We start from the raw sequence: 11,252 nt of genomic DNA on the forward strand, positions 1-11,252 counted from the left end.
TAGTTTTACGATTTTACTTACAATTTGTAACTTGGATGCAAAATTACAAACTTGAAAAGTATACGTGAAATTTATGCACGTAAAACTCTCTATTTCATTGGAATAATGGATTTGTTAACAAATTTTCGTGGACACTAGTGAGTCAACACCTATGAATGGTTTATGCTCAATTGAACCGTAACCCGACGGGGAAGGTGATTCTACATATCCAGAACCTCGCGTCATCTTTGTCAGATACAAGTCTTTATTCAACGACAAACTTGATTATATAGCACCTGTAGTTAAGATTGAGGCAGGTTCACGCTCATTGTTAGAACCGACAACAAGCGAGCCAATCAAAAGTCTGGTAGAAATCGCATTGCCGTCAATAAGCACAACGATTTTCGACATACCAGTAAGAACTGCTGTTGCCGAAAAAACATTCCTTGAAAAGTGTTTCCTGCTTCACGAGTTATTCTCTCGTGGCGGATTTGTTGATGCAAAAAGGCGTTCAAGGCACATATATGACCTACACATGATGATGGCAAAAGGAATAGACAAAATAGCAATCTGCAATAATGAATTGTGGGAAACAATTCATCATCATCGCTCAACACTAACCAGTATCAGCGGAGTTGACTACACGCCAGACATTCGTGACAGAATAAAACTTATCCCTACAGAAGAAAGTCTGAGCAGTTGGGAAAGTGATTATGCTGATATGCAAGGTTCGATGATCTACAATAATCCACCATCATTTCCTGAACTTTTGGAAAGCATGAGAAAATTAGAGACCAAATTTCATGATAGGAACTAAAGAGAAGCCGACTTCACAGCCGGCTCCTCCATTCACAAACTTAATGAAAAGATACTGTCATTCGATAGAGTATATACGTATTTCGCTGTCAACGTCCTGAAGTGAGTGGACAATGATGTCGGCAGGGATCATGTTGAGTTCACGATTCAGCTCAAACTCATCCTTCTCCAGCCACACATAGGCGTAGCGTCCTGAAAGGATTTCAAACTCAATGCTACCGAAGTAGTTCTTCGTGTCAACGTCCTCAACCATGCCCCATTCGCCAGTGTCAAGACCAGCCCTGTTGATGCAGTCAAACAAGGTGAAGATTTTCTTTGTCAGCATCTCGATGTCTCTCTCGGGGATTGCCACGCAAACATCAATGCTGTTGTCTGTAAGATTGTATGTTCTCATTTTTGAAAGAATGAATAAATTGTTAAACACCTGTTTAGCCGAGCTAAACTTTACACTGCATTCCCGACAACACGCCCGGCTCCATAAGAACAAGGATTTCAAGTCAAAATACTACCCGCAGGGGTGGAGATTTTGCATAGAAACGCCGTTTGTCCTTGGGATTGGAGCAGTGTTGTAACTTTGCGGTGTAAAAGTCATGCGGCAGGCAAGGTGTTGCCATTTTCATTCGAGTGAGCACAGCAACACCCAGTGCAACCGCATGGTCATCCGCTTGTGACGCACCCGATGAGAGCGCGTATTGCGACATACTTCACTTCATACTGGTTGATTGAAGAATCACCGGCTGGGCTGCCGAAGGAGATAACCAGCTTCACTGTGGGGTATGGTTTCTCACGAGAACCTATGAGGAACGAGTTTCCGTTGACATCCGTAACGATGAAAGCCAGTTGCATGGAAGAAGGAACATATTCTGTGGATGAGAAAGTGAGCGTCACCGACTCAACCTTGCCGTGATTGTCACACTCCGATGTGGTCACGCAAATAGCCTCACCGACGAATGGCACTTCAGTTGTTTGTGCAAGGACGCTGACGAGACCTCCGCATATTGCATTAAGCATCACGTTAGGCGTTTATGGCTCGCGCCAAGAAAATGGAGGACTCCGTCCTCAAAATAATGATACTCTATCTGTGAGGTAATTCCATTTTGCTTGCCGAGCAAGCCACTTTCTAAGCGAAGCATAAAAATTAAAATAAAAATAGTTTCTTTTTTTACCGGACACTAATAATAAAAAAAAATTCTTACCTTTGTAGTTCTACAACAAAATTTTAAATTATATGATGAGAAAAACGATAATGATTGTAGCTGCGCTTGCGGGTATGCTCGGAGGCACAGCGGTGCAGGCTCAGCCGGGATACGTTCCCAGCGAGGAGAACATCAAGTCGCGCGCCGAGTTTGACGAGTGCCGCCTGGGCATCTTCATCCACTGGGGACTTTACAGCACCTTTGCCCAGGGCGAATGGTACATGCAGAACGCAGGCATCACGCTCGACGAGTACAGCAAGGTGGCCGACGCCTTCTACCCCCACCACTTCAACGCTCGCGAGTGGGTCAAGGCATTCAAGGACGCTGGTGCAGGCTATGTGACCTTCACATCGCGCCATCACGAAGGCTTCAGCATGTGGAAGACCGACGTGAGCGACTACAACATCGTCGACGCCACGCCCTATAAACGCGACATCATACGCCAGCTGGCCGATGCATGCCACGACGAGGATCTGCGCCTTCACCTCTATTACAGCCACCTGGACTGGGGCCGCGAGGACTACCCCATGGGTCGCACCGGCAAAAAGTGCGGCAAGGACTCGACCCGGGCCGACTATGACCACTACTTCAAGTTCATGAACGCACAGCTCACCGAGCTGCTCACCCGCTATGGCGAGATAGGCGCGATATGGTTCGACGGCATGTGGGACCACGACGAGGACAAGACACCGTTTGACTGGCGTCTCGACGAGCAATATGCCCTCATCCACAAGCTGCAGCCCGGTTGCCTCGTTGGCAACAACCACCACGGCAGCGTCATCCCCGGCGAGGACATCCAGATATTTGAGCACGACCTCCCCGGCGAGAACACCACAGGATGGGTACAGGACGGCATGCAGGTGAGCGCCAAGAACCCGCTCGAGACCTGCACCACCATGAACGGCATGTGGGGCTACAAGATAGCCGACCAGAACTACAAGAGCCTGGACCAGATAGTTGCACTGCTGGTGCGCACCTCGGGCCACGGAGCCAACCTGCTCATGAACATAGGCCCGCAGCCCAACGGCGAACTGCCCGCCACTGCCCTCTCTCGCCTCAAGGAACTGGGCGAGTGGATGCGCCAGTATGGATCAACCATCAAGGGCACAAAAGCCGGCGACATCAAACCTCAGGACTGGGGCGCAACCACACGCAAGGGCGACCTGTTATACGTCCATGTGACCGACCATGAAGCCACCTCAGTCACCCTGCCACTGCAGTGCAAGGTAAAAAGTGCTGTAGAGTTTGAGACCAGCGCCAAAGTGGAGTGCAAGAAGACTTCCGAGGGTTATGTACTCACCCTCAACCCACACAAGGACAAAGCCGACTATATCGTTGTCCTCACTACCAAGTAAACCATTACTTTTCCTCGGCGATTTCGTGTGGTGTCATGTCAGAGGTATCTCAAGCGAAATTTCCATTAAGAGTAACGATTGAGAGCGGGGCATCATGTCCTTTTTCCTCTACAAAGCCACCAAACTTATTCCAACAACGGCTCTTAACGGTAATCCAGCAGCGCATAGCAGCCCCTCTACCGTCACTGTCGTGACCTCAAGGCCATTAACTGCTGCGCTGTATGCTTTTACTAACATGGATGATTGGAATTATGGGGTATGGGTGGTAAGTGAAGAATTCATTCTCCGCTCTCCTACTTCCTTACGAAAGTGATTGTATCTCCTGGCTTGGTGTTGATGTCATACTCATACACGTGGTAGAGGAGGGGAAGCTGAGGGGTTATCTCCTTACTTATGAGAGGGGTCTCGCCGTTCTTCCATGCGTCGGGGAGGGCAGGGAGGATATGGAGGGCACCATCGTGGCTTTGCAAGGATGATTGAGGGCTACTACAAGTGAGATTTTTTACAAGGCACCAAGCAACGAAATCAACGACAAGGTGAAACGGTACTTAGGACCGGCAACAAGAATAAAGTAAAAGACGGGTACTCAACCCGACAATTGTGTATTTAAATAAAAAAAACATGGAAAAAACATCAGATTTTTTTCTTTATTTCCCAAAATTCTGTGAACGTGTTCTTAATTATAAGTCAATAACCATTCAGGAGGGAGATTATCAACCGCATAATAGAAATGTAGCATGGAGAATGTTCATTCTAAATGAGCAGAAAAATTATTTTGGTTTTAACAATTCAAATGATGGTCTTGATACAGATATTATTGATTTGAGTAAAATCCAGTGGGAATTTGTATCCCCCTGGATTACTCGTTATGATAATGCATCGCCTTCTTATAGGGAAGAAATTTTTAATCAGTTTGCCATCGTGTTGAAACAGAAATATTTCAATTCGGCCATGGATTCTGATCCTCAGTAGCACAGATTAAGTCGCTGGTTTCGTATTCGGTATGGGAAAATACAATCCACTCTCCCACTTCAAAGATAGTGAGAGAGTGGATTCCTCGTTAGTCAAATAAACGGAACTATATTCTTTTAGTTAAGAGAGAACTCGTAGTGCTTATCATAGTTCTCGCGGATTGTGATCCACAGTTTACGTTCTTTGATGTCGTAGGTGCTTGTGTGAGTAGTGAACCACAGTTTCCACTCTGGTTCGTACTTGCCAGTCTCTTTGTAATGCTTAAAATTAGCAATCTGGGTCTGTACTCCAGGTGCAGCAAGTATCGAATCAAGTGGAGCATCCCAAGCAAAGCGACCGCCCTCGTGGAACTCCGATTTCCAGAATGGCTTCATGTCAATGTCATAGGCCTGTGAGAAGCGCACGCGCTTCATGAGGTTGTACATTCCTTGCATAGACTCTCCGCCCTCGGCATAGTTAGCCTTGAGAATATCATAACGCTCCACACCATCGGCGCCGGGAGTCATGTGGTCCATGTTGACATAGAAGTTTGTCATGATGTACTGCTCCTTAATGACGGGCTGGTTATTGATGATCTCAACAACGACGTTCTTCTCAGGGTCGCCAATCATAAAGTGGAGGTTGAAGCCGCCAAAATCCTTACCTATGAAGTTGTGGTTGTTGATATACTCAATTGCCTCGTCCACGCTGCCGCAGTTGTCAAGCAATGCACGCACAAGGAATGGGCCGTACAGGTCAGGCTTGCCGGGGTTGGTACCAGGGTTGTCTCCTCCGTCGGCATAGGGGGTTACGTTCATGTTACAGAAGAGGCCTGCATCGTTGATGCCATCAAACATGCCCCAGGGCAGCATGTCGAGCTGCTTCTTGTCTAGACCCTTCTCGATAACGCTATCGGTTGCGTTTTCAAGACGTCCCACGCCTATTGAGGCATGGCGTCCATCCTTAGCAGGAACGTGTATGATAAACTCTGTGGTCTCGCTGATGAAGAAGTCAAGGTTACGTCCGTAGTAGTTGCCGTTGCGCACAGACGAACATCCAAACTCCGTGCCTACGCGGTTGATAAGACAGTTGGGGATGGTGTCGCAATAGTCGTCAACGGTGATTTCCCACAGGTAATCAGCAACCTTTACAGGCTTGCCCACTTCAGTTTCACCAGTCTTGGTCTGACAACTGCTCAGCAACACTATTGCCAGCAGTGAAATTACATTACAAATTTTTTTCATAGTAACTTTATAATTTTATGTTTTAGAAATTAATTTTTCAACTTTCGCTAAGTTGCTAACTTGCTCAATTTGAAAGGTTATTGGTTATTATTTATTGGTTATGGGAAATGCTTCGCGTGTGGAGTGGTTATTGGTTATGGGTTATAGAATTTTCTCTATAAACAAGTCCCCATAAACAATAAAACTTAATTCAATAACCGCTCCGCAATAACCCTTAACCACTCAAGTTGATGCTTGCGAAACTTGAGTAAATTTTTATACATGATAAACTTCATTGCCATCGACAACCACCTGCTGCACGACAGCACCCGGTATCTTCTCTACGTCATCGTCGATGAAATCGCAATCAAATACCACATAGTTAGCAATCTTTCCAGGAGTGAGCGAACCCATGTGATTCTCTTCTCTCCACAGTTTTGCCACGTTGATGGTCATTTCCTTGAGCATTTCCAATCGTGTTACCGCTTCCTCGGCCAGACGCTCTGTGTCCTTTCCGCCGCCAGGGAGTTGTCGTGTGACACCGCAATAGATAGCGCGAGGGATTCCGAATGCCTGGCTTACGGGGTAGTCGGAGTGCTGGGCACAATTGACTCCCATCTTCACGAATGAGTTCATGACTTGATAGTTGGTAGTGGCACGCTTACCTAGGTACCCTTCCTCTTCACCGAAAGGTGTGATAGCATTCTTGGGGCTCCACAAGGCAGCCACGATAGCCGACACGTTGAGCTGTGCAAAGCGCTTGATGTCCTGCTGACGGACGAGTTCAATGTGAGCCAGCATATCGCGGATAGAGTAGTCGCCAGTGGTGTTCTTGGCATACTCGATGGCATCGAGCATCTTCTTCACAGCGCCGTCGCCGATGGTGTGGGTGTGGGTGGGGAGTCCGTGCTGGTGGGCTGTCAATACCAGTTTCTTCAACGTTGCGTCGGGGTCACCGGTCGAGTCTTTGTAGCGGTCCAGGCCGCAGGTATCTTTCTGGTCTTCATACGCACTTGTGAGTAGAGCAGTGTGGCTTTCTACCACGCCATCGATGAATATCTTCAAACCAGCTATTTTATAGTATTCGCTATTCTGTTCCTTTGACATGCGTTCAACCATTGCCACAGTATCCTCGTTGGCCTGGTCCATCACTACGTTCCAGTACGCACGGGTGCGGAACTGCAGTTTCTTTTCCTTGGCAAGTTCCAAGTAGGCCTCGGGGAATGTGGATGCCAAATTCACGGCGGCCTCTGTGGCTGCTACTAGACCGTGCTTGAAGGCAAACTGTTGCCAAGCAAGTATGGACTTCTTAGCAGTATCCATGCTTATAGGTATCATCTTCTGGAGTTCGTTGTTAGCTCCTTCTGAGAAATAGCCCGTGGGGCGGCCATTGCTGTCTCTTGGCACTTCCACAGCAGAATATTTGTCAAAGAAGTGAGGGTCAGACTCTTCTATCAACTTCAGGCAATTGCTGTTCACCCAGTAACAGTGTCCATCCATAGAGTTACCTAGAATGTAAGCCCCCTCGGGTGTTACTTCGTCGAGCAACTTGGCGGTAGGTATTTGGCCTCCTATGTTGCGCCAACCCGAGATTCTGTATGTCTCCTGGCCGGGATGCTTTGCTATATAGTCTTTGATGGTTTTCTGATATTCATCAAAGGAATTACAGTCAAACAGCTTGATGGTACTCTCTAGCAAGCCCACCGACATGCCATGACAGTGCGCCTCCATGAATCCGGGGTAGATGGTATGCCCCTTGGGGTACTTTCTCTCCACTGTGTGGCTATCGCACAATTTGCGTGCAGTTGACTCATTGCCCACATACTGCACATAACCGTTCTTGATGGTCATTGCATCGGCAAAGAGTTTGTTTTCATCTACCGTTATGATATTACCCAGTATCAGGATGTCGGCCGAACCTGAAATGTTAGGCTTGTCACCTTGGTTGGTGGCATCATTGTCACTTGTTTGGCCAAATACATTTATTGGTAATGCTGCTGCAACACCGGCACTCAGCGATACCTTTAAGAAATCTCTTCTTCTCATTTTTATGTTTTTGAAAAATTATCTTGGGCACAAAACTATACACTTATCTCAAAATACGCAAAAAAACAGGGTCGTTTAAAACAATTTCATGAATTATTGAATTAAACGACCCTGTTTTTACGATTCTGGCACTGCGTCTGGCCTTCCCCTGCGGTAGTCCGATGGGGAACAACCGAAACTGTCAAGGAAGTATTTTCTGAAAGTTGTCTTGCTTGCAAAGCCGGCATCGGTCTGAATCTTCTTTATGGAGTAATCGGTGGTGAGCAGCAGATGTGCCGCATGGTCTATCCTCAATCGGTTGATGTAATGATAGAAGGTGGTGTCGTTGTCGGCAAACCATTTGCTCAAATAAGTGCGGTTGGTTCCAACAGCCACCGAGAGGTCTTGGAGCGAAAGGTCGGGGTTGCAGAACAGCAAACTGGCCTCACAATTATCTTGAAGGGCCTTTGCCATGTCGATGACGTGGTCTTCTTCGAGCATGTCATCATCCTCCACGACTTCGGTCTCCTCGGGCAAGGGCATGAGATGCTCCGACGTGTAGATGACGACAACGATAGTAAAGACATTTGCCATGATATTCAATAATCCCCACAATGCCGTGTCCTGCGACATATTAACCAAGAACACAATCACAGAAAACAGAGACGCAATCCATTGCGCCCACAAACCACGTATCATACTGATACTAAAGCTGCTGTAATTCTTCTTTATATCGCGCACAAAGGCACGGTAGAGCTTGACGTAGTAACACACAATGACTGCTACCTCGACTAGCAACACAACAAAGAACGCTTGCACCAACCTCTCATCTGGATTTATGGCATACCATATCGTGATGACCGATGGAATAAGAAGTATTGCCGGCTGGAAAATGCTGTGTCTCACCTTTTGCTGAAGGCAAGCCATGTATGACCAGGGGCTTATCGACAAGCACATCAGTAACGTCACTAGGCTCACCACAACATAGGCATAATCTCGCCATGGAACCTTGTTGACATATAAGTACATGTCAGGCAAGAATATAAGGTATGTAATGCCCCACGGTATCATCAATTTTCCTATCGTGTCGTGAATGTGAGGCACTGGAATCTTGAATATCACGCGGGTTCTTGGATGAAGCATCACAAAACTCATGGCAAAGATGAGTACCATGACCGTAATATAAAGTATTATATATATGAAATAATCAATGCTCATTTGTATATCGTTTCAGTTGTGGGAACCCACAAAGGGCGTGTCACAATGCCAGAGCACATTATGACACACCCAGTATTAACTCAATCGGGACAATTTCTTTTCACTTGCCCAAAATGATGTTTATTAATGCGTTAGAATCGCTCACGTCAACATCGCCGTTGCCGTCCACGTCGGCACGGCCGCCATATTTGTTGACATCGTCTTTGCCCAAGATAATGTTAATGAGTATGTTGGCATCGGTGATGTCAACCTCTCCGTTGCCGTCCACGTCACCCTTGGTCTTTGCACTCGGGTCGGCACCGCCTATAGAAAAGCTAGTAAAGGTTTTCAGGCCCGGCAACTTCACGTAGGCCGCACCGCCATCCACCACGTTGTCGCTCTTATTGTCGCTGCTGCGGTTGAAACGGTTGTCGTCGGGACTCCACAGGTAGTAGCTGCTGGTGTTGCTGCACGGCTCCACATTGATGATGTTGCTGGTACCCACGAGCAGATTGTTGCCCTTATAGGGAGCTAATGTTGCCGTTGCCTTGTAGAACTGGCTTCGTTTACCTACAAAGGGGTCGGTTGTGTATCTCACACGTTGGATAATTGCAGGAGTGTTGGCTGGCAATATGCTGCCCAGCTCGGAGGTGAGCAAGGTCTGCTTGTTCTCGTCGTAGTTGCTCACGGCGTAAGCCTTGGCCCACTCGCCCAGGTCGAGGTCAACGTCAAAATAAGCCGTCGCATACCCCCTCCCGTTGAATGTAACGAATGGCAGGCACTTGTCGCGATGTGCCTGGCTCCACGACTTGGTCACGGTGTTGAGTATGTATGGGTAAATGCGTCCGTCAAAGTAGATGCGCGCATCGCTATTCTCGTCAACGAACGGTCCTTGGGCATAAAATTGGTTGTCCTCGTCGCAGCAGATATAGGCGTACTCCAGCGATGTGCAGCCCTCAAACGCATTTGCTCCCAGGTTGATATAAGAGCCGGGGGTGCCCAGTTCGGCAGAGCGAACGTTGGTGAATGCAAAGGCACGCCATCCTATGGTTGTGGGACCAGAGAGTGAGATAGAATTGATGGCCGAACCCTGGAATGCCGACTGGCCGATGGTGCGGAGCGAGTCGGACAATTCAACTGTTTTCAGGAGGGTACAATTAGAGAATGCACCATTGCCTATGCTATTGAGCAATGTGGGTCGCGGATTGGGATCCCACCTGTATTTGTCGTAAAATGCGGTAATCTTGGTTTGGCTAAATGCTGTGGCTCCTATGGTTTTTATCGACTGGCTCCAGATGGCTCCCGAGAGTCCCGAACCACGGAACGCCGAGTTGCCCACCTCGGTGATGTTGCTGGTAAAGCCCACGTGGGTGAGGTTGGTGCATGCAGTGAATGCATAGTCGTCAATCTTGTGAAGACTAGTGAAATACCTTAACTCGTCAAATGATGTAATCTCGCCATTGCCTTTGAAAACACTACCCAGCGATTTCACCTTCTCGGCCTCTTCCAGAGTGAAATTGTGTGATAGGGTGCCAAAGTTTTTCTGGCACAGCATCTTCACCTGGGGGTCGGCAAATGGTATCTCTAACGATTTGTTTACTTGCTGGTCGGTTTGCAGGAGAAGTGTTGTACAGGGTTTTGTGCCTTGGTAATAAGCGCCATTATCCCAACGAAGCAGTTGGCCATTACTGCCAAGCATATATGTCTTGTTGGTTATCACCGACCCTATCTTGTTGAACACGCCATTCGTCGCCTGTATATTTCCTGCGCAGTAAGTAAATTCTACACACACAGGATCGTTTGTTGTTGAATAGTAAACATTAAAACCATAATTGGTGGCATTCATAATTAGATACAAATTCCTTATCTTAACCGATCCCCCGTCGTCCAGATTTATACCATTCTTGCAGGTCATGGTGAGAGTATTTTCAAGCACAAGACCGCCTCCGCCGCCATCAATAATGATGTCGTTACTGCTTCTGTTAGTCGAGATGCAGTATTCCTTGTTGTTGATCAATGTAGAACTGCCGTTCAGTCCCACATTGGCTCCGTCGATGATTGAAAATCCATCATAGGAAATCACGGCACTGTTTAATATGATTGTATTGGTTGCAGAATTATATATTACACTACCACTTATGATGTGCGGGTCACTGAGATAGTGAATGAGCCCATCGTTGGGCAGAGTTTTTCCACAAAAGTAGGCTGTTGCCTGGGCGTTAAGCCCTGCCAAGGCAAGCACAGTTGCTATGGCGATCTTGTATGTTGTTTTCATAATGCTTTAATAGTCTCTAAAATGGCTAAACCACATAGTTTTTTTAAAACGATTAAACCTTTAAGCTTTTATTTGCCCAGGATGATGTTGAGGTCGGCGTTGATGTCGCTCACATCTACGATGCCGTTGCCATCCACGTCGGCACGGCCGTTGTATTTGCTTGCCGATTCTTTGCCCAGAACGATGTTGATGAGAAGGTTGGCATCGCTGATGTCAACAGTTCCGTTGCCGTCCA

11 protein-coding genes are annotated in these 11,252 nt (G+C 47.2%); 3 read left to right on the top strand and 8 right to left on the bottom strand.

Annotation, left to right across the window (positions count from 1 at the left end; genetic code table 11):
• The first annotated feature begins 223 nt into the window (after positions 1–223).
• Positions 224–796 carry a nucleotidyl transferase AbiEii/AbiGii toxin family protein gene (locus tag ACKI3C_RS02775; protein ID WP_407401831.1) on the top strand — a complete coding sequence of 191 codons (573 nt, stop codon included), beginning with the start codon at positions 224–226 and terminating at the stop codon, positions 794–796.
• Positions 797–853: 57 nt separating this feature from the next.
• Here ACKI3C_RS02775 and ACKI3C_RS02780 read toward each other — a convergent pair whose 3' ends face one another.
• A complete protein-coding gene (locus ACKI3C_RS02780) occupies positions 854–1,189 on the bottom strand; it encodes a hypothetical protein (protein ID WP_407401815.1) in 336 nt (111 codons plus the stop codon).
• A gap of 263 nt (positions 1,190–1,452) precedes the next feature.
• Positions 1,453–1,806, bottom strand: a complete 354-nt coding sequence (locus ACKI3C_RS02785; protein WP_407401817.1) for a hypothetical protein — start codon at positions 1,804–1,806, stop codon at positions 1,453–1,455.
• Between the two features lie 235 nt (positions 1,807–2,041).
• Between ACKI3C_RS02785 and ACKI3C_RS02790 the strand changes: the two genes are divergently transcribed.
• Positions 2,042–3,346: an alpha-L-fucosidase gene (locus ACKI3C_RS02790; protein WP_407401833.1), complete on the top strand. Its 1,305-nt coding sequence runs from the start codon at positions 2,042–2,044 to the stop codon at positions 3,344–3,346.
• A gap of 293 nt (positions 3,347–3,639) precedes the next feature.
• Here the strand turns inward: ACKI3C_RS02790 and ACKI3C_RS02795 are convergent, their stop codons facing one another.
• Positions 3,640–3,816: a glycoside hydrolase family 95-like protein gene (locus ACKI3C_RS02795; RefSeq protein WP_407401819.1), complete on the bottom strand. Its 177-nt coding sequence runs from the start codon at positions 3,814–3,816 to the stop codon at positions 3,640–3,642.
• Positions 3,817–3,967: 151 nt separating this feature from the next.
• Here ACKI3C_RS02795 and ACKI3C_RS02800 point away from each other — a divergent pair, with 151 nt between their 5' ends.
• Positions 3,968–4,318: a hypothetical protein gene (locus tag ACKI3C_RS02800; protein ID WP_407401821.1), complete on the top strand. Its 351-nt coding sequence runs from the start codon at positions 3,968–3,970 to the stop codon at positions 4,316–4,318.
• Positions 4,319–4,434: 116 nt separating this feature from the next.
• On the opposite strand, the gene ACKI3C_RS02805 is transcribed toward ACKI3C_RS02800, so the two are convergent.
• The 5 genes from ACKI3C_RS02805 to ACKI3C_RS02825 all read right to left on the bottom strand — a co-directional run.
• Positions 4,435–5,541 carry a carcinine hydrolase/isopenicillin-N N-acyltransferase family protein gene (locus ACKI3C_RS02805; protein WP_407401823.1) on the bottom strand — a complete coding sequence of 369 codons (1,107 nt, stop codon included), beginning with the start codon at positions 5,539–5,541 and terminating at the stop codon, positions 4,435–4,437.
• Between the two features lie 255 nt (positions 5,542–5,796).
• Positions 5,797–7,566: an amidohydrolase family protein gene (locus ACKI3C_RS02810; protein WP_407401825.1), complete on the bottom strand. Its 1,770-nt coding sequence runs from the start codon at positions 7,564–7,566 to the stop codon at positions 5,797–5,799.
• A 117-nt stretch (positions 7,567–7,683) separates the two neighbouring features.
• Entirely contained in the window at positions 7,684–8,763 is a 1,080-nt protein-coding gene (locus ACKI3C_RS02815; RefSeq protein ID WP_407401827.1) for a helix-turn-helix domain-containing protein, read from the bottom strand.
• A gap of 100 nt (positions 8,764–8,863) precedes the next feature.
• Complete coding sequence (locus ACKI3C_RS02820) at positions 8,864–11,017, bottom strand: leucine-rich repeat protein (RefSeq protein ID WP_407401829.1); 2,154 nt, start codon at positions 11,015–11,017, stop codon at positions 8,864–8,866.
• 68 nt (positions 11,018–11,085) lie between these two features.
• On the bottom strand, positions 11,086–11,252 hold a 167-nt coding region (locus tag ACKI3C_RS02825), incomplete at its 5' end, for a dockerin type I domain-containing protein (RefSeq protein WP_407401835.1).

Source organism: Sodaliphilus sp. (assembly GCF_045598405.1).
GTDB classification, from domain to species: domain Bacteria; phylum Bacteroidota; class Bacteroidia; order Bacteroidales; family Muribaculaceae; genus Sodaliphilus; species Sodaliphilus limicaballi.

What these genes read in the sequence shown, in the direction of transcription:
- ACKI3C_RS02780 (WP_407401815.1), bottom strand. Translation starts at nt 1,189, where the DNA reads ATGAGAACATACAATCTTACAGACAACAGCATTGATGTTTGCGTGGCA.
- ACKI3C_RS02785 (WP_407401817.1), bottom strand. Translation starts at nt 1,806, where the DNA reads ATGCTTAATGCAATATGCGGAGGTCTCGTCAGCGTCCTTGCACAAACA.
- ACKI3C_RS02790 (WP_407401833.1), top strand. Translation starts at nt 2,042, where the DNA reads ATGATTGTAGCTGCGCTTGCGGGTATGCTCGGAGGCACAGCGGTGCAG.
- ACKI3C_RS02800 (WP_407401821.1), top strand. Translation starts at nt 3,968, where the DNA reads ATGGAAAAAACATCAGATTTTTTTCTTTATTTCCCAAAATTCTGTGAA.
- ACKI3C_RS02805 (WP_407401823.1), bottom strand. Translation starts at nt 5,541, where the DNA reads ATGAAAAAAATTTGTAATGTAATTTCACTGCTGGCAATAGTGTTGCTG.
- ACKI3C_RS02810 (WP_407401825.1), bottom strand. Translation starts at nt 7,566, where the DNA reads ATGAGAAGAAGAGATTTCTTAAAGGTATCGCTGAGTGCCGGTGTTGCA.
- ACKI3C_RS02815 (WP_407401827.1), bottom strand. Translation starts at nt 8,763, where the DNA reads ATGAGCATTGATTATTTCATATATATAATACTTTATATTACGGTCATG.
- ACKI3C_RS02820 (WP_407401829.1), bottom strand. Translation starts at nt 11,017, where the DNA reads ATGAAAACAACATACAAGATCGCCATAGCAACTGTGCTTGCCTTGGCA.